Below are 24,539 nucleotides of genomic sequence, written 5' to 3'. Positions count from 1 at the left end.
GGGTCCGCTTTTCAGATCTGCCTCGCCCGCACGGTAACGGGGCCTGAGAGATTCAAGGGAGGATCTTGCTCCTTCGGCGCCCTGGCGTGCGGGTGCGCGGATCCGTGACGGTTTCGCGCGCTGCTCGCCGGGGACTCTCCCGCGCGGGTTCGAACGGCCGGTATGCAGTTGGCCCGCACATCATCGCACGGGTGAGCGGGCCGTGGCTGCCCCTGAGCGGGGTCGATCGCCTTGAATCGCATTACCGTTTCTTTACACTTGGCGGGGATGAGGCGGCGTACATGCCGCCCTCGGGAGGGGGAGACCAGTGGGCAGCCTGTGCGGTGCTGAGACGACACCGACGCGCGCCGGGGCACGGCGGACGGACCCGCCCCCGAGAGGCCGCACCCCCCAGGACGGGCAGGCCCGGCCGGACCCGGCCACGCACGCCGTGCTCCGCCACGATCTGCGCGGCAGCACCGCCCCGCGCACGCTGCGGTACCGCGCGGGGGACGTGGTCGTGGTCTCCGGGCTGCCCGGCGGGGGGAAGTCCACCCTCATGCGAAGGGCCGTGCACCCGGGCGTGGTCCGCGTCGACTCCCAGGACACCCGCGAACGCTGGGAGCGCCGGCTCCCGGACCGGCTGCCCTACGGCTTCTACCGGCCCCTGGTGCGGTTGGCCCACTACGCAGGGCTGCGCGCCGCGCTGGCCTCCGGTGACTCCGTGGTCGTCCACGACTGCGGCACGCAGAGCTGGGTGCGCCGTTGGCTCGCCCGGGACGCGGCGCGGCGCGGGCGCGCTCTCCATCTGGTGCTGCTCGACGTCTCGGCGCAGGATGCGCTGGACGGGCAGGCCGCCCGCGGCCGTGGCGTGACGGGGTACGCCTTCCGCCGCCATCTGCGGGCGGTACGCAGGCTGCGCACCGCCGCCGAGGCGGGACGGCTGCCGCGTGGCTGCGCCTCGGCCGTCCTGCTGGACCGCGGCGCGGCGGGAGCGTTGCGCTCCTTCTCCTTCGCGCCGCTGCCCGCTCCCGTGCCGATGTCCGTGACCGCCCACATCCGTCCGGTACCGAAGCCCAGCCCCGACCCGGGCCCCCGTCCGAGCCCCGCCCCCGAACCGGCCTGAGCTCCCGGAGCCCGCGCCGGCCGGTACCGGACGGTGACGCCCGCGGGCCCGCCGCCCCCGGGAAAGGGGTGGCGGGCCCGCGGACGGGGACATGCCGGTTGTCAGAGGGTGCCGGTGCGGCGGTCGCCGCTCACCGGCCCTGTTCGGGGGTGGTGGGCTTCTGCGCCGGCCCCTGCGGGAGCTGCATCTGCTGCGGAGCCGCCTGCTCCTTGCCGGTGGGGGCACCGGGCTTGCCCGGTGCCTGCGGCGCGGCCTGGTCAGCGGGCTTGCCGGGCTTGCTGGGCTTGCTGGGCTTCGTCTGCTCGGTGGCCTGACCGGGCCTGCCCGGCTCGGCCGCGTTCCCGGGCTGCTCGGGCAGGCCCGGCTTCGCGGTGTCCGGCTTGCCGGACTCGCCGGGCGTCTCGTCCTTCAGCGGTGACTGCTCCTGCGGTGACTGCTCCTGCGGCGACTGCGGGCGGACGGGCTTGTCCTGGTCGGAGGGCTTGTGCTGCGGCTGGGTGGGCTTGCCCGTGGCCGCTCCCTGGTCCTGGGTCCCCGGGTCCTCGGACGGCCCGGGCTTGGCCTGGGTCCCCGCCGTGTGCCCCGGGGAGTGGTCGGCGGGCGCGGCGGACGCGGCGCCCGCCGCGCCGATGGCGAGCGAGCCGGCCAGCGAGACGGTGACGGCCGCGGCGGTGATCCTGTTCACGCGCATGTGCTTTTCCTCCAGTCGGCGTGCCGATCGGCACGTAGTGGGACGTACACCACTCTTCGACCCTTCCGCACGGTCCGCAACCGGAGCGTCGCCGTACGTGTTCACGTGGGGGTGGCGTACGGGTGCGCACGACGGCGCCGTACGCGCGCATGTGACGGTGATGTGGGGGCCCGGGACCGGCCCGTCGGGTGGTAGCGGGGCCGTGGATAGGCTGGTGCGCATGACAGTTCCCTCGCAGCCCCAGCAGCCGCAGCCGCAGCACTTCGGGCCCGGTCACGGGGGCGGCTGGCCCGGCAACGAGCTGGAGGAGGCGCTGGCCGCCTCGGTCCGGGTCCCCCATGCGGGGGCGCGGCTGCTGGAGGTGCTGGGCCGCAGCAGCGTGTGGGTACCGCTGCCGGAGGGCGGCAGCCGGGAGAGCCGGGAACTGGACCTGCCCACCATCGAGCTGGGAGGCGCGGTCTACGTGCCGGTCTTCAGCTCCCAGGAGCAGTTCCTGCACGTCGTCGGCGGCCATGTGTCCTTCACCATCGCCCCGGTCAGGGAGTTCGCGCGCGGGCTGCCTCCCGGGGTGGGCCTCGCGGTGAACCCGGACGGCACCGTCGGGGCGCCGGTGCCCGCCGAGGCCGTCGCGGAGCTGTGTGCGAGCACGCCCGCGGAGCAGGCCGTGTCCGGGGGCACCCGGGGTGCACGGGTGCGCCTGTTCGAGCCGGACTGGCAGGACGATCCGCTCGCCTTCCTGGCCGCCGCCTCCGCCGAGTTCGCCGCGCTCCCTGCGGTGCGGTCGGCCCGCCGCGGGCTGGCCAGCGTCGAGGGCGACGATCCCGCGCTGTTCATCGGCATGGAGCTCGACCTGCTGGAGCCGGAGGCGCGGCAGGCGGCGCACGACGCGCTCGGCAGGGCGCTGCACCAGGCCCCGGTGCGCTGGCCGGTCCAGATGGTGCTGCTCGACGTCGCCGAGGACCCGGTCGTGGACTGGATGCGGCAGTGCGTCCGCCCCTTCTACACCCGTGAGGGTCACGTCTGAAGCGAGCCCGCCCACGGTCGCACCGGGAGGAGCGGGGGACAGGAACGCACAGCCCCAGGAGCGCGCAAGCGGGACGTGGGCCCGCGTACGGGGGCAGAGCTGAGTAGGAGTACCGATGTCCCGCCCCCCTCTTAAGCTGGTTGGATAGCGGTGCGGAGCGACGGGACGTGCAGGGAAGGCGTCAGAGGCGGAAGGGCGGCCCAGGTGAGCGCGGGTGGAAGCGTCGAGCAACTCCTGCGGCGGATCTCGCCGGGGGCGTACGACACCTTCGAGAGCTACGAAGCCCTCCTGCAGGCGCTCGCCGGCGGCCGACTGTGGATGCTGCTGTGGAACGGCCAGGCGGGTTCGCCGGACGCCCAGTACGGCAACATGGAGGTGGCCGGGTACGGCTACGCGCCCTGTGTGACCTCCGCGCAGGAGCTGGCGGCCTCCGGCTGGAGCCGCGCGCACGAGGTGGTCGGCGGCCGGGACATCGCGGCGGCCCTCTTCCCCGACCGCTGGGGCATCTGGCTGAATCCGCACGCTCCCGGGGGCGGCCTCGGCATCCCGTGGCCGGACCTGCGGCGGGTCGCGGTCGGGCTCGACCAACTGCCCGCCGGGCCGTTGAGCATCGGCGAACCCACCCTGGAGATCCCGCAGTTCTACGCGCTGCTGGCGCAGAACGCACACCTCACCCCGGCGGTCCGCTCGCTGCGCCGCGCCTGGGTGCGGCCCGCGCTGGGCGTCCCGTACCTGGCCATCGGGCTGGAGCTCTACGACAACAGTCCCGCTTCCGTGGAGGCGGCGCGGAGGATGATGGCCCAGTCGGTGACCGCCGTGCCGGAGGGACTGCCGGTCTCCAGCGTCGCCATGGCCGACGACTACGACCCGGTGGCGATGTGGCTGCGCAGCCAGGCGCGCCCCTTCTTCGACCGTGACGCCCAGCCGCAGGCGGGATACGGTGCTCCCGGACCCGCCGCGGGCGGTTTCGGCTACGGCTACCCGCGGCCCCTCTGAGGCTGGGCAACCGCTCCGCGGACGCCGTCGGGAAGCCACGGCCCAGACCGTTCAGATCAGGACATAACTACTGGTCACGCTCCGCTCAACGTCAACTTCCGTCCGCATAACGGAACATGCCGCGTCACATCACAGTTGCGCATCCTTTCCCGGGGAGGTCTGGCGACTGATCGTGACCGCGATGAAGACTCCCGAGCCATAAGCCACCTGGCGGCCGTCGCGCTGCCTTTCGCACCAACGGCTTGCGAACGTCCTTCAAACTTCGACCGCTACAGCGGTGTGTGTGGACTGGTCAACTGCCGGTCGAGAAGGGGTCCTCAACACGATGACGGCACCACTGCACGAGGAAACGTCTGCGGGCACCGCGGTCGTGGAGCCAGCCCCGGCCGAGACCCAGAAGGCGATCGAGGGCCGCTCACTCGGCCGGATCGCCTGGGACCGCCTCAAGCGGGACAAGGTGGCGCTGATCGGCGGTGCCGTCGTGCTGCTGCTGATCCTGGTCGCGGTGTTCGCGCCCCTGCTGACCGCGTTGATCGGCCAGGATCCCAACGCCCGTCACGAGAACCTGATCGATCCGCTCTTCAGCACGCCCGAGGGCGCGCTCGGCGGCATCTCGGGCGAGCACCTGCTGGGTGTGGAGCCGGTCAGCGGCCGGGACATCCTGGCCCGCATCCTCTACGGCGCCCGCGTCTCGATCCTGGTGGGCTTCCTCTCCGCCTTCGTCGCCGTCGTCTTCGGCACGGTCCTCGGCACCCTCGCCGGCTACTTCGGCGGCTGGCTGGACGCGCTGATCAGCCGCGTGATGGACATGCTGCTGGCCTTCCCGCAGCTGCTGTTCATCATCTCCCTGATCTCCGTGATGCCGAACGACCTGCTGGGGCTGACCGGCACCGGCGTGCGGCTGCTGGTGATGATCCTGGTCATCGGCTTCTTCGGCTGGCCCTACATCGGCCGGATCGTGCGCGGCCAGGTGCTGTCGCTGCGCGAGCGGGAGTACATCGAGGCGGCGCGCAGCCTGGGGGCGGGGCGCGGCTACATCATCAGCAAGGAGCTGCTGCCCAACCTGGTCGCGCCGATCACCGTCTACACGACGCTGATGATCCCGACCAACATCCTCACCGAGGCCGCGCTCAGCTTCCTCGGCGTGGGCGTCAAGCCGCCCACCGCTTCCTGGGGCTCCATGCTGTCCGACGCCGTGACGTACTACGAGTCCGACCCGATGTACATGATCATTCCCGGTGTCGCCATCTTCATCACCGTGCTCGCCTTCAACCTCTTCGGTGACGGCGTACGCGACGCTCTGGACCCGAAGGGGACCCGTTGACTCCCCACCCCAGACCCCGGCTCCGCCCAGCTCGTGCGGGCCGTGACCTACCACGGAGGTTGCGAGACGTGACAACCCTACGCACATCGAGGCGTCGGCTGGCCGCGCTGTCGGCCGTCGCCGCCGCGACGCTGCTGGCCACCTCGGCCTGCGGCGGCAACAGCGACAGCGAGGGCGGCGGCAAGTACGACGCGGGCGTCAACAAGGTCGCCAACGCCTCGAACAAGAAGGGCGGGACCCTCAAGTTCGTCGGCGTCCAGGACGCCGACTCCTGGGACACCACCCGCATGTACTACGGCTTCGTCTTCGACTTCTCCCGGTACTACAGCCGCACGCTGGTGAGCTACAGCCCCAAGCCGGGCAAGAAGAGCGTGGACCTCCAGCCGGACCTGGCGACCGACAAGGCCCAGATATCCGACGACGGCAAGGTCTACAAGTACTCGCTCAAGGACGACGTGAAGTGGGAGGACGGTAAGAAGATCACCGCCCAGGACGTCAAGTACGGCATCGAGCGCCAGTGGGCGCAGAAGACGCTGTCGGGCGGCCCCACCTACATCAAGGACGTCCTGGACCCGGACGGCAAGTGGAAGGGTCCCTACGAGGACAAGAGCGAGTTCAAGGGCATCAAGACCCCGGACTCCAAGACCATCGAGTTCCACCTGCCCGAGCCCAACGGTGACTTCGAGCAGATGCTGGCGATGCCCACCAACGCGCCGGTGCGCAAGGACAAGGACACCAAGTCCAAGTACACGCTGCACCCGTTCTCCTCGGGCCCGTACAAGTTCAAGTCGTACACCCCGAACAAGTCGCTGCTCCTGGTGCGCAACAAGAACTGGGACCGCAAGAGCGACCCGCTGCGCAAGGCGTTGCCGGACCAGGTCAAGGTCACGTTGCTGACCAACCCCGACGAGCGTGACAAGCGGCTGCTCAACGGGGACGCCGACCTCGACCTCAACCAGCGCGGCATGGAGGTCCAGGGCCGGCAGCAGGCCCTCAAGCAGCACAAGGGCAACGTCGACAACCCGCAGACCGGGTTCATCTCCTACGTGGCCTTCCCGCAGAGCGTGAAGCCGTTCGACAACATCCACTGCCGCAAGGCGGCCATCTACGGTACGGACCACACGTCGGTGCAGACCGCGCGCGGTGGCCCGACCGCCGGTGGTGACCTGGCCGTCAACATGCTGCCGCCGGTCGTCCCGGGGCACGACAAGACCGACGACCAGTACGGCATCCGCAAGAACGGTGGCAAGGCGAACGTCGCCAAGGCCAAGGAAGAGCTCAAGAAGTGCGGCAAGCCGAAGGGCTTCAGCACCACGCTGGCGGTCCGCAACACCGACAAGGCGGACGTGAAGTCGGCCGAGTCGATCCAGGCCTCCCTCAAGGAGGTCGGTATCAAGGCGGAGATCGACCAGTACGACGGCTCGCAGAGCTCCTCGATCGTCGGCAACCAGGCGACCGTGAAGAAGAAGAACTACGGGATGATCCTGCACGGCTGGGGCCCGGACTTCCCCAGCGGCCAGGGGTACGGCATCGAGCTGTGGGACAGCTCCAAGATCCGTGACAACGGCAACAACAACTACGGGCTGATCGACGAGCCGAAGGTCGACAAGGGCATCGACGAGGCCGTCGCCGAGCTCGACCCGGACAAGGCCGCCGACAAGTACGCCGAGGTCAACAAGGAGGTCATGGCGCAGGCCCACTACCTGCCGCTGACCTACCTGCGGGTCGTCCAGTGGCGCTCGGACCGGCTCACCAACGTCTACGCGGCCGACTCCTTCAGCGGCTGGTACGACTTCGCGTCCATCGGCGTCAAATGACCGCCCCGGCCACCGTGACCGCACCGGTCACGGTGGCCGTCACCGACATCACCATCTGACGGCGCCACCCGCCGCTGGCACGAAGGGCAGGTGAAGGCCGCGCGGCGGCCCGGCCGCCGGCTCCCTGACCGGGAGCGGGCCGGGCCGCCCGAGGGCGGCCACAGAGCAGTGCTCACATACCTCATCAGGCGGCTGTTCGCCGTCGCAGTGATGCTGGTCGTCATCATCCTGGCGGTCTTCTGCATCTTCTTCCTGATCCCCAAGTGGGCGGGGATAGACCCGGCCACCATGTTCGTCGGCAAGCAGGCCGACAAGGACAGCATCGAGGGCGTACGCGAGAAGCTCCAGCTCGACGACCCGGTCCTGGTGCAGCTCTTCGAGTTCTTCAAGGGCCTGTTCGTCGGCCGCGACTACGTCGGTGGCGGCACCACCACGCACTGCGGAGCGCCCTGCTTCGGCTACTCCTTCCGTACCGAGCAGGAGATCTGGCCCGTACTGACCGACCGCTTCCCGGTCACGCTCTCCCTGGCGCTGGGGGCCGCCGTGATCTGGCTGCTGATCGGCCTGACCGTCGGCGTGCTCTCCGCACTCAAGCGCGGCACCCTGTGGGACCGGCTGGCCATGACCGGCGCCCTGGCGGGCGTCTCGCTGCCGATCTACTTCACCGGCCTGCTCTCGTTGGCGGTCTTCGCCTACCAGTTCGGCATGGTGAGCAACTCCTTCACCCCGTTCGGCGAGAACCCGGCCAAATGGTTCAGCGGCATGATCCTGCCCTGGATCACCCTCGCCTTCCTCTTCGGCGCGATGTACGCCCGGCTCACCCGGGCCACCATGCTGGAGGTGATGGGTGAGGACTACATCCGCACCGCCCGCGCCAAGGGCCTCAAGGAGCCCGTCGTCATCGGCAAGCACGCGATGCGCTCCACCATGACGCCCGTCCTGACGCTGCTGGGCATCGACATCGGCGCCCTGATGGGCAGCGCGATCCTGACCGAGACCACCTTCAGCATCCCCGGGCTCGGCCAGGCCGTGCTCAAGGCGATCACCGACCGCGACCTGCCGCTGATCCTGGGCGTCACCTTGATCACCGCAACCGCCGTGGTCGTCGCGAACCTCGTCGTGGACCTGCTGTACGGCGTGATCGACCCCCGAGTGAGGCTGGGATGACCGACCACGAGCACACGCCCGGACCCGGGCCGTCCCAGGGGGACGAGAAGGCTGACGCCCTTAAGGCCGAGGTCACCAAGGCGGACGCCCCCCGCGGGGACGGCGCCGGGGACACCGCCGGCCAGGAACGGGACGACGCGCCGCCCGCGGCCGCCGTCACCAGGAAGACCGCGCCGGACACGGACCTGACCGGCACCGGCACCGCACCCGGAGAGCCCGCGCTCGCCAAGGAGCCGCCCACGGCCTTCCTGGAGGTGCGCGACCTGCGGGTGCACTTCCCCACCCAGGACGGCCTGGTCAAGTCCGTCGACGGCCTCTCCTTCTCGCTGGAGAAGGGCAAGACGCTCGGTATCGTCGGCGAGTCCGGTTCGGGCAAGTCGGTCACCTCGCTCGGCATCATGGGGCTGCACACCGTCGGTCAGTACGGCAGGCAGCGGCCCCGGCTCTCCGGTGAGATCTGGCTGAACGGTCAGGAACTGCTGAGCGCGGACCCGGACAGCGTGCGCAAGCTCCGCGGCCGGGACATCTCCATGATCTTCCAGGACCCGCTCTCGGCGCTGCACCCCTTCTTCACCGTCGGCCACCAGATCGTGGAGGCGTACCGCGTCCACCACAGCGTCGACAAGAAGACCGCGCGCAGGCGGGCGGTCGAACTCCTGGACAGGGTCGGCATCCCCGAGCCGAAGAAGCGGGTCGACAGCTTCCCGCACGAGTTCTCCGGCGGGATGCGTCAGCGCGCCATGATCGCCATGGCGCTGGTCAACAACCCCGAACTGCTGATCGCTGACGAGCCGACCACGGCCCTCGACGTCACCGTCCAGGCGCAGATCCTCGACCTGATCCGCGATCTGCAGAAGGAGTTCGGCTCCGCCGTCATCATCATCACCCACGACCTGGGCGTCGTCGCCGAACTCTCCGACGACATCCTGGTGATGTACGGCGGCCGGTGCATCGAGTACGGCACGGCCGAGCAGGTCTTCTACGAGCCGCAGCACCCCTACACCTGGGGGCTGCTCGGCTCCATGCCGCGCATCGACCGGGACCGGGCCGAGCGGCTCATCCCCGTCAAGGGCTCGCCGCCCAGCCTCATCAACGTCCCCGAGGGCTGCGCCTTCAACCCGCGCTGCCCGTACGCGGACGTCCCCGAGGGCGGCATCACCCGCACCACGCGGCCCGAGCTGCGCGAGGTGAAGCCCGGTCACCTGTCCGCCTGCCACATGGCGCAGGAGGACCGGGAGCGCATCTGGAACGACGAGATTGCCCCGAAGCTGTGAGTGCGAGTGAGTGAGGACGACGAGCCGATGACGAACCCCGCGAAAACCCCGGGTGAGGGCTCCGAGCCGGCGGCCGCCACCACCGATGCCGCCGCCCCGGCGGGGGAGCCCGGCGCCCTGGGCACGCTCACCGAGCCGCGCGACGGACAGCCGCTGCTGAAGGTCAGTGGCCTCAAGAAGCACTTCCCCGTCACCAAGGGCCTGTTCAAACGGCAGGTCGGCGCCGTGCTCGCCGTCGACGGCATCGACTTCGAGGTCCGCGCGGGAGAGACCCTCGGCGTCGTAGGCGAGTCGGGCTGCGGCAAGTCGACGATGGGCCGCCTGATCACCCGGCTTCTCGAACCGACGGCCGGCAAGGTCGAGTTCGAGGGCAGGGACATCACGCACCTGGGCGTGAGCGGTATGCGGCCGATGCGCCGCGACGTGCAGATGATCTTCCAGGACCCGTACTCCTCGCTGAACCCGCGGCACACGGTCGGCTCGATCGTCAGCGCGCCGTTCAAGTTGCAGGGCGTGGAGCCGGAGGGCGGCGTCAAGAAGGAGGTGCAGCGGCTGCTGGGGGTGGTCGGGCTCAGCCCCGAGCACTACAACCGCTATCCGCACGAATTCTCCGGCGGTCAGCGGCAGCGCATCGGTATCGCGCGGGCGCTCGCCCTCAACCCGAAGCTGGTGGTGGCCGACGAGCCCGTCTCGGCGCTGGACGTCTCCATCCAGGCTCAGGTCGTCAACCTCCTCGACGACCTCCAGGACGAGCTGGGCCTCACCTACGTGATCATCGCCCACGACCTGTCCGTCATCCGGCACGTCTCGGACCGGATCGCGGTGATGTACCTGGGCAAGATCGTCGAGATCACCGACCGGCAGTCGCTGTACGACACGCCCATGCACCCGTACACGCGCGCGTTGCTGTCCGCGGTGCCCGTGCCGGACCCGCGGCGCAAGGCGGTGGGCGGGCGGGAGCGGATCCTGCTCCAGGGCGACGTGCCCTCGCCGATGAACCCGCCGTCCGGCTGCCGCTTCCACACCCGCTGCTGGAAGGCGACCGAGGTCTGCCGGACGAAGGAGCCTCCGCTGCTGTCGCTGGGCACCGACCACCAGGTCGCCTGCCACCACCCGGAGAACGCTCCGGACCAGGAGCCGGGCGACACGGAGCTGCTCCGCTCGGCCGCGGTCGCCAAGGAAGCACGCTAGCGCGCAGCTTGTCCTGTGACGAGCCGGGCGGGCCGGAGGATCTCGGCCCGCCCGGCGTCCAGGACGGGGAAGGCCGGCCGCTCAGCGGCTCCCCCGGCGGGCGGGCGGTACAAAGGTGCCTGTGGACTCCCTCTTCAGCCCCCCACTCCAGCACTGGCTGGATCTCGTCGGCATCTTCGTCTTCGCCATCTCCGGCGCGCTGCTGGCAGTGCGCCGCAACTTCGACGTGTTCGGCATCGCCGTGCTCGCCGAGGTCACCGGCCTGGGGGGCGGCCTCTTCCGGGACGTGGTCATCGGCGCGGTGCCCCCGGCGGCCTTCACGGACCTGGGCTACTTCCTCACGCCGCTGGTCTCCTCGGTCCTGGTCTTCTTCCTCCACCCCCAGGTGGAGCGGATCAACAAGGCGGTCAACGTCTTCGACGCGGCCGGTCTGGGCCTGTTCTGCGTCACAGGCACCCTCAAGGGCCACGAGTACGGGCTCGGCCTCACCTCCTCGGTGGTGATGGGTTTGGCGACGGCGGCGGGCGGCGGGGTGCTCAGGGACGTGCTGGCCAACGAGGTCCCCTCGCTGCTGCGCTGGGACCGGGAGATCTACGCGGTACCGGCGATCGTCGGCTCCAGCGCGGTGGCACTGCTCATCCAGCTCGACGCGGTACGCCCCACCACGACGGTGGGTGCGGCGCTGCTGGCGTTCGCCTTGCGGTTGCTGGCCCTGCGCTACAACTGGCGGGCCCCGCGCGCCTGGAAGCGCAGCAGTGCGACGGTGGACGCCGAGGCCTCCGGCGAGGGGCGCACGGAGAGCGGGGGCGGGGCACCCCGCGGCTGACACCCGGCGGGCCGCCCCTTGGTGCTCGGGCCCCGCGCCCCTCGCGGCCGTGCGCCGTGCCCGGTACCGGTCGAGGCTACCCACCGGTAACCCGTCGGTGTACGGTGCCCTCATGTCCGACGCATCCTCTCAGGCCCCCGCCGCACCGGCCCCGGAGCCGACCGCCGCGACCAGCGAGTTCGACCGTGACACCGTGGTCCGCACCCGCGAGCCCGGCGTCCACGAGACGCGGCTCTCGCCCGGCTGGGCGATAGGCAAGGCCCTCAACGGCGGCTACCTGCTGGCCGTCCTCGGCCGGGCGCTGCGCCAAGCCCTCCCGCACTCGGACCCGTTCACCCTCACGGCCCACTACCTGACCGCCACCGCCGCCGGCCCCGCCACGATCCGTACGGACGTGGCCCGCAGCGGCCGCACCGTCTCCACCGCCTCCGCGGGGCTCTTCCAGGCCGACGAGCGGGGCACGGAGGTCGAGCGCATCCGCGTCCTGGCCACCTACGGCGACCTCGACGCGCTCCCGGACGACATCCGCACCAGCGCCCGGCCCCCCGCCATGCCGCCGCTGGACCAGTGCTTCCGGACCACGGACCACCCGGACGGCGACGCCGCCGTACCGGAGATGGGGCGCCGGCTCGACCTGCGGCTCGACCCCGCCACCTGCGGCTGGGCGCTGGGCGCACCCGGGATGCGCGGCGAGATGCGCGCCTGGCTCGCCCTCGCGGACGGCCGCGACCCCGACCCGCTCTCGCTGCTGATGGCCGTCGACGCGCTGCCGCCCACCGGCTTCGAGCTGGGCCTCACCGGCTGGCTGCCCACCGTCGAACTCACCGTGCACGTCCGCGCCCGCCCCGCCCCGGGGCCCGTCCGCGTCGCCGTCACCACCCGCAACCTGGCCGGCGGCTTCCTGGAGGAGGACGCGGAGGTGTGGGACTCCGCGGACCGGCTCGTCGCCCAGTCCCGCCAGCTCGCACGGGCGTAGGCCACCGGGGGCACCGGAACCCGCCACCCGCCGCCACCGATGCCCCCGATTCACCGCAAGTGCGTACCTTGAGGGTGGAAAGCCACCGTCCGAGAGAAAGCGACGCAAGGTGACCTACACAGTCAAGAGCACCCTCCCGGAGTCGGAACTCAAGACCGTCGCCGAAGCGCTGCGCGGCACGTTGCTGGATCTGATCGACCTCTCCCTCGTCGCCAAACAGATCCACTGGAACGTGGTCGGGCCCCGCTTCCGCTCCATCCACCTCCAGCTCGACGAGGTCGTCGACACCGCACGCCAGTACTCCGACACCGTCGCCGAGCGCGCCTCCGCCCTCGGCATCAGCCCCGACGGCCGCTCCGCGAGCGTCGCCGCGGGCAGTGCCCTGGACACCACCCCCGACGGCTGGCTGCCCGACCACGAGGCCGTCCGCACCATGGTCGACGCCCTCGGCGCCGTCGTCACCAAGGCCCGCGACCGCATGAAGGCCGTCGGCCAGGTCGACCCGGTCACCGAGGACGTCTTCATCCAGCTCATCGGAGACCTGGAGAAGGAGCACTGGATGTTCCAGGCGGAGAACCGGACGTGAGGCCCGGCAGGCCCGGCGCGGGATGATCCGGTCGGGGGTCCGCGCGGGGTGCCGGGCGTTCGCTGCCACGCGACGGGTGTGCGCCGCAGGGCGGCCCGTAGAATCGGGGAATCATGGCAGACACCGTCCACCCCGCCTACCTCGACCACGCCGCCACCACACCCATGTGGCCCGAAGCGGTGCGGACGATGACCCGGCACCTCGCGGTCGTCGGCAACGCCTCCTCCCTGCACGGGGCGGGACGGCGCGCGCGGCGCACGGTGGAGGAGGCCCGCGAATCGCTCGCCGCCTCGCTCGGTGCCCGGCCCAGCGAGGTCGTCTTCACCGCGGGCGGCACCGAGGCGGACAACCTGGCCGTCAAGGGGCTCTACTGGGCGCGCCGGGACCAGGACGCGCGGCGTACACGGGTGCTGGTCAGCCCCGTGGAGCACCACGCCGTCCTGGACGCCGTCGAATGGCTGGCCGCACACGAGGGCGCCCGCCTGGAGTGGCTGCCCGTGGACCCGCACGGACGCGTGCACCCGCAGGCCCTGCGCGAGGCCGTCGAACGGGACCCCTCGGACGTGGCGTTGGCCACCGTGATGTGGGCGAACAACGAGGTCGGTACCGTCACCGACGTACGCGCGCTGGCCGAGGTCGCCGCCGAGTACGGGATTCCGCTGCACTCGGACGCGGTGCAGGCATTCGGCCAGCTCGACGTCTCCTTCGCCGACTCCCGGCTGGCCGCCATGGCCGTCACCGGGCACAAGGTCGGCGGGCCCTACGGTGTCGGCGCGCTGCTGCTGCGCCGCGAGTACGCGCCCGTGCCGCTGCTGCACGGCGGCGGACAGGAGCGGCAGGTGCGCTCCGGCACCCTCGACACCCCGGCCGTCGCCGCGTTCGCGACGGCGGGCAGGCTGGCCGTCGAACGGCGCAAGGACTTCGTCCGCGAGGTGGGCGCACTGCGCGACGCCCTCGTGGCGGGGGTCCGGGACGCGGTGCCGGACGCGGTGCTCAACGGTGACCCCGACCCGGACGGACGGCTGCCCGCCAACGCGCACTTCTCCTTCCCCGGCTGCGAGGGGGACTCGCTGCTGCTGCTTCTCGACGCGCAGGGCATCGAGTGCTCGACGGGCTCGGCCTGCACGGCCGGCGTCGCCCAGCCCAGCCACGTGCTGCTGGCCACCGGCACCGACCCGGAACTGGCCCGCGGCACCCTCCGGTTCTCGCTCGGGCACACCTCCACCGAGGCGGACGTGGCGGCGCTGGCCGGGGCGATCGGCCCCGTCGTCGACCGGGCCCGCAGCGCGGGCCTGAGCTGAGCGCCCCGGCCCCGGTCACCCGCCGGGCCTTCACCGCCCTTGCCGCGAGCCCTTCGCCTTGAGCTCCGCCCGCACCAGGCGCAGGTATCTGTCCCAGTCCCAGTGGCGGCCCGGGTCCGTGTGGTCGGCGCCCGGCACCTCGTTGTGACCGATGATGTGCGTACGGTCGGCGGGGAAGCCGTAGCGGGAGCAGATGCCGGCCGTCAGCTCGGCAGAGGAGCGGTACATCTCGTCCGTGAAGTCCTGCGGCCTCTCGATCCAGCCCTCGTGCTCGATGCCGATGCTGCGCTCGTTGTACTCCCTGTTCGCCGCGTGGAAGGCGACGTCCAGCTCGCGGATCATCTGTATGACCGCGCCGTCCTGGCAGACGATGTAGTGCGCGGCCGCCTGGTGCTCGGGGTTGCGGAAGACCTTCACGGCAGCCGCGGCGCTGCCCTGGGTGACGTGCACGACGATCCGGTCGATGGCGTAGTCGGAGGGGCGGTCGCCGCGGCGCATGTTCGCGTCCGCCGCGGCCACCCAGCGGGCACGGGCGTCGTCCACCTGGCCCGCCTCGCGGGGCCTGTCGTTGCCCGGCATCCGCCACCACCACCGTTTCACCTCGTCCTGGGAGGCCGCGCCGAGCATGCCGAGCCCCACCGCGGCGGTACCCGCGACCAGGAACCTGCGCCGGCCGACGCCCTGGCCACGCTCCCGCGAGCTGCCGGCACCGCTCCCGCCGCCTTCACCCACGTCGTTCCTCTCCCGTCCTGTCGCCTTCCGCGGCCGGTCCAGAGCCCCGGCTGCTGCACGGGCCCGGCCGTACTCGGCCCCGGTCTTCCGGCCCGTCGCCCGCCGTCCGCCCCTCTCCCTGTACCTGTACCTGTACCTGTCCTCCCAACGCGTTCGGGCCACCGAGTGGTTCCGTCTACCCTGGGAGGCGCTATGACTACTGCATCCTCGCGGGGGACAGCCTCCGCGCGCCCGCTGCGTGTGCTGGCCGCCATGTCCGGTGGTGTCGACTCCGCTGTCGCGGCGGCCCGTGCCGCCGAGGCCGGACACGAGGTGACGGGCGTGCACCTGGCCCTGTCCGCCAACCCCAAGTCGTTCCGTACCGGCGCGCGCGGCTGCTGCACCGTCGAGGACTCCCACGACGCGCGCCGCGCCGCCGATGTCATCGGCATCCCCTTCTACGTGTGGGACCTGGCGGAACGCTTCCGCGAGGACGTGGTGGAGGACTTCGTCGCGGAGTACGAGGCGGGGCGTACGCCCAACCCGTGCCTGCGCTGCAACGAGAAGATCAAGTTCGCCGCGTTGCTGGACAAGGCCCTCGCGCTCGGGTTCGACGCCGTGTGTACCGGCCACTACGCCACGGTGGTGACCCGCCAGGACGGGAGCCGCGAACTGCACCGCGCCAGCGACGCCGCCAAGGACCAGAGCTACGTGCTCGGCGTCCTGGACGAGCGGCAGCTCGCGCACGCGCTCTTCCCGCTGGGCGACACCCTCACCACCAAGGAGGAGATCCGCGCCGAGGCCGAGCGGCGCGGGCTGGCCGTGGCCAAGAAGCCCGACAGCCACGACATCTGCTTCATCGCCGACGGCGACACCCAGGGGTTCCTCGCCACCAGGCTGGGCACCGCCGAGGGGGACATCGTCGACGAGTCCGGCACCAGACTGGGCACCCACGAGGGCGCCTACGGATTCACGATCGGCCAGCGCAAGGGGCTGCGCCTGGGGCACCCTGCCCCGGACGGCAAGCCCCGGTACGTGCTGGACATCTCCCCGGTCGACAACACGGTCACCGTCGGCCCCGCCGCCTCCCTCGACGTGGCCTCCCTCACCGCGGTGCGCCCCCGCTGGTGCGGCGAGCCGCCCGCCGAGGGGCCCCGCGCCTACACCGCGCAACTGCGTGCGCACGGTGCCGAGACGCCGGTCGAGGCGGAGCTGGTGGACGGGGAACTGCGGGTGCGGTTCGCCTCCGCCGAGCGCGGGGTGGCCCCGGGCCAGGCGATCGTGCTGTACGACGGCACCCGCGTGGTCGGCTCCGCCACGATCGACCGCACCGAGCGGGCGGTGACGGCCGCGTAGTGCCGCCGCCGGCCTCGCGGCCCGCCGCACGTCAGGCCCCCAGCAGCTCCAGTGCCTGGGGGCCGTCGTCCGCGAAGGTGACCAGGTCGCTGAGGGGGAGCGGGAGGAAGCCTTCGGCTTCCATGCGGGTCATCTGCTGGCGGAGGCCGTCGTAGAACCCGGCCGTGTTCAGGAAGACGACGGGCTTGGCGTGCATCCCGTGCTTGCGCAGCTCCAGGATCTCGGTCGCCTCGTCCAGCGTGCCGGTGCCGCCGACCATGACGACGACCGCGTCGGCGCGGTCCAGCATGACGGCCTTGCGCTCGGCGAGATCGGCGGTGACGACCATCTCGTCGGCGTTCGGGCGGGCCACGTCGCGCAGGAACTCCACCGAGATGCCGATGAGCCGCCCGCCGGCCTCCTGCACCCCGTCAGCCATGACCTTCATCAGCCCGGAGTCCGAACCGCCCCACACGAGGCTGTGCCCGCGCTTGCCGAGCAGCTCGGCGAAGTCGCGGGCCGCGTCGGTGTAGACGCTGTCCAGCTCGGCGGCCGAGCAGAAGACGCAGATGTTCAACGGTGCGGGCACAGCGGGGGAGGGCGCGGAGGCAGTCATGGCCTCCAGCCTAGAACCACTGTCCGCACGTGACGGAGACGGTGCCGCCGGCACCGTGCCGGTGACGGGCGGGGCAGCCGTTCCGCTCCCGCGGCCACGCCGTCGCCGCCCCGTGCGGTGGACTGCCAGGACGGCAAAGCCGGTCTCCGGGCGGGGGAGCCCCCCGCCCGGAGACCGGCTGCTCGCAGCGCGGTCGCCGGCAGACCCTTCCTTCCGAGGAGAGCGGTGCTCAGTCCTCGTCGAGGGTGAAGCGGAAGATGCCCCAGGTGAGGCGGTGCTGCTCGCCACCGTCCACCCAGTGGGTGAGGCCCTTCTTCATCTGGGTGAGGTAGTCGGAGCTCACCTTCGAGCCCAGCCCCTCGGCCTCCTGCCGCTCGGTCTCCTCCAGCACGCGCCCGTAGTGGGTGACCAACTGGACGCGCAGTTCCTCGAATCCGTCGACCGCGTCCTCGTGCGCGGTGGCGACGAAGCCGAGCCGGGCGAGTTCCCTGCGGTAGAACGCGGGCGAGCCCATGTCGTCGAGGTGGATACGGTCCAGGATGGGCTGGAGGGCGCCCAGGTCGGCGCCGTCCGCGGCCATCGGGTCGGTGAAGACGAGCCTGCCGCCGGGTTTGAGCACCCGCCGGATCTCCTCCAGCACCCGCAGGCGGTTCCCGCTGTGCAGGAACGCGTCCTGGGACCAGACCACATCGACGCTGGAGTCGGGGAACGGCACGCTCTCGAACGAGCCGTCCACCACCTCGATACGGCCGGTGAGTCCGCGGGCCGCGTTCAACTGGCGGTGGCGGTCGTTCTCCACCTCGCTGAGGTTGAGCGCCTGGACGGTGCAGCCGAACGTCTCGGCCAGGTAGCGGGCCGAGCCGCCGAAGCCGGAGCCGAGGTCGAGAACGCGGGCACCGGCGACCAGCCCGAGCCCCGACGCCATCCGCTCCACGGTGCGCCGGCTGGCGTCCGCAATGGGCTCGGCGGGGTGCGCGTAAATGCCGACGTGAATGTCTTCCCCGCCCCACACGGAGGAGTAGAACGCGTCGGCGTCGGGGGAGTTGTAGTAACTCCTGGCCGTATTCACGGCGGCGCCGTAAGCGCCTTCCCCCTGGTCCTCCATTCGATATTCCTTCTCCGCCACGTGCACGAAGAAGTCGGGTTGCTCTTCCCGGTAGGTGTGCTGGAAGTCGCCGTACGTCTCGATGCGTTGGAACCCGACGTCGGACATGAGGCGCCGGGTGTAATCCTTGCGCAGCGGGTACATGTTGAGGTGGTACACGGACTTGTCCGGGAATCGGTACCGCATGCGGCACAGGCCCTCGTCCATGTATTCCGGTTCCACTGCGACATCCTCGCCGCAGTAGTAGTACGTGTGCTTGCTGGAATAGCCGCGGTCCAGGATCGCGTCGTAGTTCCGCTGATCCAGGATGAGGATTCCGTCGTGCTTGAGCATCGCGTAGAACTCGGCCAGGGCCTTGCGCCGGTCCCGCTCCGAGAAGAGGTGCGTGAAGGAGTTCCCGAGGCACACGATGGCGTCGTACTCACCGTGAACGTCCCGGTTCAGCCAACGCCAGTCGGCCTGGACGACCCGCAGGATGTGGTCGCCGTTCTTCATTCCGTTCTCGAACGCCATCGCGAGCATGTCGGCGCTGCCGTCCGCGCTCACGGTTTCGAACCCGGCCTCCAGCAGCCGGACCGAATGGAATCCGGTGCCGGTCGCGACGTCGAGAACGCTTTTGACCCCTCGCTTCCGCAACAGGTCTATAAAGAAATTCCCTTCGCTCTCCGCTCGCTTCTCCCAATCTATGAGAGAATCCCACTTCTCGACGAAGCTGGGCACGTATTCCTCTGTGTAGTGCCCGGTTTCCCGGACCTCTACGGGGTTGTCTCCGAATTCCTGAGCCGGTCGCGCGGAAATGACGAAACCTCCAGTAGAAGAGACGGTGGCCCATGGCGCGGTCGGCCGAGGACGCACCAGTCCTGGGCTCGGTGAACCGCGCGTGGTCTCCGGTGCATAGCTATCCACCGTCCGGAGATCTATGCCACCAACTCGGCGGAACACGCGTGTGATTCTGCGAAAAACGCGCTCCGACCAGCGTCTTTTGGTTTCCAGATTTCTTTCCGTCCCGCGGCCCCCACCCGCCGCAGCAAACAGGACACTTGGGTATGCTGCGGCTGGCAGCACCACAATTGGGCGACTAGTTGCAGGAGCCGTCACGACTCCGTACGACCCAGTACGACCCGGCACGACCCAGTACGTCACGTCACGACACCGCACGACTCGTACGACACCGCACCGAACATGGCGAGTACACATGGCTAAGCGCACCCGGTCCGCTCCCTCTTCAGTGTTTCGCGGCCGCGACATCGGTATAGACCTCGGCACCGCCAACACCCTGGTGTACGAGCGCGGGCGGGGCGTCGTCCTGGACGAACCGTCCGTCGTCGCGGTCGACACGCACACCGGGAAGGTGCTGGCGGTCGGTGCCCGGGCGCGGCAGGCGGTCGGACGGACCCCCGGCTCCATCACCGCGACCCGGCCCCTCAAGGGTGGGGTGATCACCGATTTCGAGGCCACCGAGGGCATGTTGCGGCACTTCATCCGGGCCGCCCGCGACTCCGGGGGGCGCGGCGGGCGTGGCAGGTCGCCCCGGGTGGTGGTGTGCGTTCCCAGCGGTGTCACCGGCGTCGAGCGGCGGGCCGTGGTGCAGACCGCGAGCAGGGCCGGCGCCCGGTCGGTGCGGTTGATCGAGGAGCCCATAGCGGCAGCGATCGGCGCCGGGCTGCCCGTGCACGAGGCGCGCGGTTCGATGGTCGTCGACATCGGCGGCGGCAGCACGGAGATCGCCGTCATCTCGCTGGGCGGGATGGTCGTCTCACGTTCCGCGCGGGTCGCGGGTGACGCCCTGGACGCCGCCCTCGCCGGCTACATCGAGCGGGAGTTCGCGATCGCGGTGGGGGAGCGGACCGCCGAGGAGATCAAGCTCTCCTACGGCAGCGGCGACTTCGTGCCCGTACGGGGCCGTGACCGGACCACCGGCATGCCGAAGCTCATCCATCTGGCGCCCGAGGAGATCGCGGAGGCCGTCGAGCGTCCGGTGCGCTCCATCGTCGAGGCCGTCCAGGCGGCGTGCGAGGCGTGCCCGCCCGAGTTGTACGGCGACATCATGGAGCGCGGTCTGGTGCTGACCGGCGGCGGCGCCCTGCTGCACGGTCTCGACCAGCGGCTGGCGGCCGAGACCGGGATGCCCGTGACGGTGGCCGACGAGCCGCTGGGCTGCGTGGCGCTGGGAACCGGCCGATGCCTGGAGGAGTACGACAAGCTGGACTCGGTCTTCGCGGCGTGACCGGTCCGGGCCGCGCGGGGCCGGACGGACCGCACGGACCTCGCAGGAGCGTGGCGGGGTGCGGCACCGGGTCCCGTACCGCCGGGCAGCTCCCGGTGCGGGATCATGGGGGCATGGCAACACATGTGATCACAGGGGCCGGCTCCGGGATCGGTGCCGTGGTGGCGCGCCGACTGCTGGAGCGGGGCGACACCCTCTACCTGGTGGCCCGGGACGCGGGCCGGGCCAAGGAACTTGCGCAGGAGTTCGAGGGAGCCCGGACGCTGGTCGGCGACCTGGGCGAGCCGGAGCGGCTCTCCTGGGCGTTCGAGCACCAGACGCTCCCCGACGAGATCGACTCGCTCGTGCACGTCGCGGGCGTCGTCGAGCTCGGTGCCGTCGGAGACTTCGGCCCCAAGCTGTGGAACGCCACCCTGGCCGCGAACCTGGTGGCCCCGGCGGAGCTGACCCGGCTGCTGCTGCCGCAGGTGCGCCGCTCGCGTGGGCACGTCGTCTTCGTCAACTCGGGCGCCGGTCTGCGGGCGAACCCCGAGTGGGCCGCGTACGCGGCCAGCAAGCACGGGCTCAAGGCGCTCGCCGACGCGCTGCGCGGCGAGGAGTCGGCGGGCGGGGTGCGGGTCACCTCCGTCTACCCGGGACGCACGGCCACCCCCATGCAGGAGAAGGTGCACCGCCAGGAGGGCAAGGAGTACGACCCAAACCGGTGGATCCCCGCCGAGGCGGTGGCCGCGACCGTCCTCACGGCCCTGGACCTGCCCAGGGGCGCGGAGGTCACCGACCTGACGGTGCGCCCCGGAGGCTGACGCGGTGAGCGACACGAGCGGTACCGACCACATGAACCACACCCACCACGTGCCTCCCTGGGGCCCGGCGGCGGCCAGCGCCATCGGCTCCATGCCGGGCACCGACGCACGGGAGGCGGCCAGAACAGTCACCGGCTCCTTCGAGGCCCCCGAGCACCTGCCCCTGCTTCCGGAGCTGCCCGCGCGCGGGCCCGGCGCCGACATGCTCGGCCGCACCGCCGGCCTGCTCGCGGAGATGTACGTCCACCTCGAACCCAGCGGCTGGCGGATCAGCGACCGGCCGGGCCGCGACACCCGCCGGGCGCGGGCCTGGCTGGGCGAGGACCTCGACGCGATCGAGGAGTTCACCCAGGGCCTGGGCGGGGAGGATCGGCCGCGCGGCCTCAAGGTCTCCGCCGTCGGCCCCTGGACGCTGGCGGCGGGGCTGGAGCGCCGCAACGGCGAGGCCATGCTGGGCGACCACGGGGCCGTCCGCGACCTGGCCGCCTCGCTCGCCGAGGGGCTGGCCGCCCACCTGGCCGGCGTCCGCCGCCGGGTGCCGGGCGCCGTTCCGGTGCTCCAGCTCGACGAGCCCTCCCTCACCGCCGTCCTGTCCGGAAGCGTCCGCACGGCCAGCGGCTACCGCACCCACCCCGCCGTCGACCGCGCCGTGGTCGAGTCCACGCTCCGCGAGCTGCTCGCGGTGCACGACGGGCCGACGGTCGTGCACGTGTGCGCGCCCGGTGTGCCGGTGCGGCTGCTGCGCAGGGCCGGTGCCGACGGTGTCTCCCTCGACGTCTCGTTGCTCACCGAGGGTGAGGACGAGGCGATCGGTGAGGTCGTCGAGGACGGTATGACGCTCTTCGCGGGTGTCGTACCGGCCACCGAAGGTGACGGCCCGGCATTGTCGGACCCGGCCGGTAGCGTCATGGGTGTCAGGTCGTTGTGGCGCAGGCTCGGGCTGTCCCCGGGACTGCTCGCCGAGTCCGTCGTGGTCACCCCCACCTGCGGGCTCGCGGGCGCCGCGCCGGCGTACGCCCGCCGGGCGCTCGCCCACTGCGCCCGGGCGGCACGATCACTCGCTGACAACCCTCAGTGACGGGAGGACCAACGGTGGCTGGCGAACAGGACGGGGCGGCCCCCGCCGAGGCGCGGGAGAGGCACAAGAGCCTCGCGGAACAGGTCGAGGAGCACCGTTTCCGGTACTACGTCAAGGACGCTCCTGTCGTCAGCGACGCCGAGTTCGACCGGCTGCTGCGCGCGCTGGAGGCACTGGAGGAGGAACACCCCTCGCTGCGCACCCCCGACTCCCCGACGCAGAAGGTCTCCGGGCACTACGAGACGGAGTTCACGGAGGTCGCCCACCGGGAGCGGATGCTCTCCTTGGACAACGCCTTCGACGACGAGGAGCTGGGCGAATGGGCCGACCGCGTCGCCCGTGAGCTGGAGGGCGTGGACTACCACTTCCTGTGCGAGCTGAAGATCGACGGCCTGGCCGTCAACCTCACCTACGAGCACGGGCGGCTGACCCGCGCCGCCACCCGCGGCGACGGCCGCACCGGTGAGGACATCACGCCCAACATCCGCACCATCGCCGACATCCCCGAGCGGCTCAGCGGCGAGCACCTGCCCGAGCTGGTCGAGGTGCGCGGCGAGGTCTTCTTCCCCATGGAGCGGTTCGAGGAGCTGAACGCACGGCTGGTGGAGGCCGGCGAGAAGCCGTTCGCCAACCCGCGCAACGCCGCCGCAGGATCGCTGCGCCAGAAGGATCCGCGGGTGACGGCCACCCGCCCGCTGCACATGGTGGTGCACGGCATCGGCGCCCTGGAGGGCTTCGCCAAGGAGGACTTCGCGCGCCTCTCGCACGCCTACGATCTGCTGCGCGGCTGGGGGCTGCCCACCTCCACGCACGCCAAGGTGGTGGACGGCCTCAAGGGCGTGCGGGAGTTCATCGCCTACTACGGTGAGCACCGCCACTCGGTGGAGCACGAGATCGACGGCGTCGTCGTCAAACTGGACGAGATCCGCCTCCAGGGCCGGCTGGGCGCCACCTCCCGGGCACCCCGCTGGGCCATCGCGTGGAAGTACGCGCCCGAGGAGGTCAACACCGCGCTGGTCGACATCCGCGTCGGCGTGGGCCGCACCGGGCGGGTGACGCCGTACGCGGTGGTCGAGCCCGTCACGGTCGCCGGCTCCGAGGTCGAGTTCGCCACCCTCCACAACCAGGACGTCGTCAAGGCCAAGGGCGTCCTGATCGGCGACACGGTGGTGCTGCGCAAGGCCGGTGACGTCATCCCGGAGATCCTCGGCCCGGTCGCCGACCTGCGCGACGGCAGCGAGCGGGAGTTCGTGATGCCCGCCGAGTGCCCCGAGTGCGGCTTCGCGCTGCAGCCCATGAAGGAGGGCGACGTCGATCTGCGCTGCCCCAACGCCCGCTCCTGCCCCGCCCAGTTGCGGGAGCGGCTGTTCTATCTGGCGGGCCGCAAGTGCCTGGACATCGAGCACTTCGGCTACGTCGTCGCCAGCGCGCTGACCCAGCCGCTGGAGCCCGAGCAGCCGCCGCTGCGCGACGAGGGCGGGCTGTTCGACCTGACGGTGGAGGACCTGCTGCCCATCGTGGCCTACGTCGTCGACCAGGACACCGGCATCCCCAAGCGCGACCCCGAGACCGGCCAGGACAAGACGGTCACCCTCTTCGCCAACAAGCAGGGCGAGCCGCGCAAGAACACCCTGGCGATGCTGGAGAACATCGAGGCGGCCAAGGACCGTCCGCTCGCCCGCATCATCACCGGCCTGTCCATCCGCCACGTCGGGCCCGTGGCCGCCGAGGCGCTGGCGCGCGAGTTCCGCTCGCTGGAGCGGATCGCCGAGGCCGACGAGGAGGAGCTGGCCGCCACCGAGGGCGTCGGCCCCACCATCGCCGCCTCGCTCAAGGCCTGGTTCGCCGAGGACTGGCACCGCGAGATCGTCGAGCGGTGGCGTGCGGCGGGGGTGCGGATGGAGGAGGAGTCCACCGGCGAGGAGGGGCCGCGTCCGCTGGCAGGACTCACCGTCGTCGTCACCGGCACCCTCGCCTCCTACACCCGGGACGGCGCCAAGGCGGCGCTCCAGGACCGGGGCGCCAAGGTCACCGGATCGGTCTCGAAGAAGACGGACTTCGTGGTCGCCGGTGAGAATCCTGGCTCGAAACATGACAAGGCAGTGCAGGCGAAGGTGCCGATTCTGGACGATGACGGCTTCGCCGTGCTGTTGGAGCAGGGGCCCGACGCGGCGCGCGAGACGGCCCTGACGCCTGGTGAAGAGGGAGAAACGGGCGACTGACGCGGAGGCGGTCACCAGGGGCGTGCCCGGGACGACCACGAACACCCCCACAGGTGACCGCCGTTCCCGCACAGACCACATCAAGCCACCCGCGTCCCGCCCCTTTCGTGCCCGGGGCACAGGCCCCTGGCGCACAAATGCCGTCCGGCGCCGGGCAGTCGGCC

General features: G+C 71.3%; 21 protein-coding genes and 1 riboswitch. Of the genes, 17 read left to right on the top strand and 4 right to left on the bottom strand.

All coding sequences use genetic code 11. The features are described 5' to 3' along the window. Positions 1–21 precede the first annotated feature (21 nt). Positions 22–152, bottom strand: a riboswitch (glycine riboswitch). Between the two features lie 278 nt (positions 153–430). Further along, positions 431–1,105 carry an AAA family ATPase gene (locus tag H297_RS33740; RefSeq protein ID WP_486589361.1) on the top strand — a complete coding sequence of 225 codons (675 nt, stop codon included), beginning with the start codon at positions 431–433 and terminating at the stop codon, positions 1,103–1,105. A 130-nt stretch (positions 1,106–1,235) separates the two neighbouring features. Here the strand turns inward: H297_RS33740 and H297_RS0100840 are convergent, their stop codons facing one another. Continuing rightward, positions 1,236–1,796, bottom strand: coding sequence for a hypothetical protein (locus H297_RS0100840; RefSeq protein WP_027735503.1), 561 nt, complete (start codon positions 1,794–1,796; stop codon positions 1,236–1,238). 220 nt (positions 1,797–2,016) lie between these two features. Here H297_RS0100840 and H297_RS0100835 point away from each other — a divergent pair, with 220 nt between their 5' ends. From H297_RS0100835 to H297_RS0100785, 11 genes are all read left to right on the top strand, one after another. After that, the gene (locus H297_RS0100835; RefSeq protein ID WP_027735502.1) at positions 2,017–2,820 is read left to right on the top strand and encodes an enhanced serine sensitivity protein SseB; all 804 of its coding nucleotides are present in this window, start codon (positions 2,017–2,019) and stop codon (positions 2,818–2,820) included. 204 nt (positions 2,821–3,024) lie between these two features. After that, positions 3,025–3,816: an enhanced serine sensitivity protein SseB C-terminal domain-containing protein gene (locus H297_RS0100830; protein WP_027735501.1), complete on the top strand. Its 792-nt coding sequence runs from the start codon at positions 3,025–3,027 to the stop codon at positions 3,814–3,816. A 325-nt stretch (positions 3,817–4,141) separates the two neighbouring features. Continuing rightward, a complete protein-coding gene (locus tag H297_RS0100825) occupies positions 4,142–5,140 on the top strand; it encodes an ABC transporter permease (RefSeq protein WP_027735500.1) in 999 nt (332 codons plus the stop codon). A gap of 68 nt (positions 5,141–5,208) precedes the next feature. Next, the gene (locus H297_RS0100820) at positions 5,209–6,957 is read left to right on the top strand and encodes an ABC transporter substrate-binding protein (protein ID WP_027735499.1); all 1,749 of its coding nucleotides are present in this window, start codon (positions 5,209–5,211) and stop codon (positions 6,955–6,957) included. Between the two features lie 168 nt (positions 6,958–7,125). Beyond that, positions 7,126–8,124 carry an ABC transporter permease gene (locus tag H297_RS0100815; RefSeq protein ID WP_027735498.1) on the top strand — a complete coding sequence of 333 codons (999 nt, stop codon included), beginning with the start codon at positions 7,126–7,128 and terminating at the stop codon, positions 8,122–8,124. Continuing rightward, a complete protein-coding gene (locus H297_RS0100810; protein ID WP_486589360.1) occupies positions 8,121–9,398 on the top strand; it encodes an ABC transporter ATP-binding protein in 1,278 nt (425 codons plus the stop codon). Before H297_RS0100815 ends, H297_RS0100810 begins: the two co-directional genes overlap by 4 nt. Positions 9,399–9,425: 27 nt before the next feature. Then, on the top strand, positions 9,426–10,589 hold the full coding sequence (locus H297_RS0100805; RefSeq protein ID WP_106959545.1) for a dipeptide ABC transporter ATP-binding protein: 1,164 nt from the start codon (positions 9,426–9,428) through the stop codon (positions 10,587–10,589). 121 nt (positions 10,590–10,710) lie between these two features. Then, on the top strand, positions 10,711–11,415 hold the full coding sequence (locus H297_RS33735; RefSeq protein WP_051351381.1) for a trimeric intracellular cation channel family protein: 705 nt from the start codon (positions 10,711–10,713) through the stop codon (positions 11,413–11,415). A 112-nt stretch (positions 11,416–11,527) separates the two neighbouring features. Beyond that, positions 11,528–12,391 carry a thioesterase family protein gene (locus tag H297_RS0100795; RefSeq protein WP_027735495.1) on the top strand — a complete coding sequence of 288 codons (864 nt, stop codon included), beginning with the start codon at positions 11,528–11,530 and terminating at the stop codon, positions 12,389–12,391. Between the two features lie 109 nt (positions 12,392–12,500). Then, complete coding sequence (locus H297_RS0100790; RefSeq protein ID WP_027735494.1) at positions 12,501–12,977, top strand: Dps family protein; 477 nt, start codon at positions 12,501–12,503, stop codon at positions 12,975–12,977. A 113-nt stretch (positions 12,978–13,090) separates the two neighbouring features. Further along, a complete protein-coding gene (locus H297_RS0100785; protein WP_027735493.1) occupies positions 13,091–14,278 on the top strand; it encodes a cysteine desulfurase family protein in 1,188 nt (395 codons plus the stop codon). Positions 14,279–14,308: 30 nt separating this feature from the next. On the opposite strand, the gene H297_RS0100780 is transcribed toward H297_RS0100785, so the two are convergent. Next, positions 14,309–15,010 (bottom strand): peptidoglycan recognition protein family protein, encoded by a 702-nt coding sequence (locus H297_RS0100780; RefSeq protein WP_027735492.1) that lies wholly within the window; start codon positions 15,008–15,010, stop codon positions 14,309–14,311. A gap of 192 nt (positions 15,011–15,202) precedes the next feature. On the opposite strand from H297_RS0100780, the gene mnmA reads away from it, so the two are divergent. Further along, positions 15,203–16,345, top strand: a complete 1,143-nt coding sequence (gene mnmA, locus H297_RS0100775; RefSeq protein ID WP_078513651.1) for a tRNA 2-thiouridine(34) synthase MnmA — start codon at positions 15,203–15,205, stop codon at positions 16,343–16,345. A 31-nt stretch (positions 16,346–16,376) separates the two neighbouring features. On the opposite strand, the gene H297_RS0100770 is transcribed toward mnmA, so the two are convergent. Beyond that, positions 16,377–16,901 (bottom strand): LOG family protein, encoded by a 525-nt coding sequence (locus H297_RS0100770; protein WP_027735490.1) that lies wholly within the window; start codon positions 16,899–16,901, stop codon positions 16,377–16,379. 268 nt (positions 16,902–17,169) lie between these two features. After that, complete coding sequence (locus H297_RS0100765; RefSeq protein WP_486589359.1) at positions 17,170–18,900, bottom strand: glycine/sarcosine N-methyltransferase; 1,731 nt, start codon at positions 18,898–18,900, stop codon at positions 17,170–17,172. 340 nt (positions 18,901–19,240) lie between these two features. Here H297_RS0100765 and mreB point away from each other — a divergent pair, with 340 nt between their 5' ends. From mreB to ligA, 4 genes are all read left to right on the top strand, one after another. Then, a complete protein-coding gene (mreB, locus tag H297_RS0100760; protein ID WP_051351380.1) occupies positions 19,241–20,272 on the top strand; it encodes a rod shape-determining protein in 1,032 nt (343 codons plus the stop codon). A 113-nt stretch (positions 20,273–20,385) separates the two neighbouring features. After that, complete coding sequence (locus tag H297_RS0100755) at positions 20,386–21,075, top strand: SDR family oxidoreductase (RefSeq protein ID WP_027735487.1); 690 nt, start codon at positions 20,386–20,388, stop codon at positions 21,073–21,075. A 31-nt stretch (positions 21,076–21,106) separates the two neighbouring features. Beyond that, on the top strand, positions 21,107–22,153 hold the full coding sequence (locus H297_RS0100750) for a methionine synthase (protein WP_027735486.1): 1,047 nt from the start codon (positions 21,107–21,109) through the stop codon (positions 22,151–22,153). A 14-nt stretch (positions 22,154–22,167) separates the two neighbouring features. After that, entirely contained in the window at positions 22,168–24,375 is a 2,208-nt protein-coding gene (gene ligA, locus H297_RS0100745) for an NAD-dependent DNA ligase LigA (RefSeq protein WP_027735485.1), read from the top strand. Positions 24,376–24,539: the final 164 nt, after the last annotated feature.

The sequence above is a fragment of the Streptomyces sp. CNT360 genome, assembly GCF_000424785.1.
The sequence above is the reverse complement of the archived record's forward strand: the minus strand, read 5'-3'. Positions and strand labels throughout refer to the sequence as shown.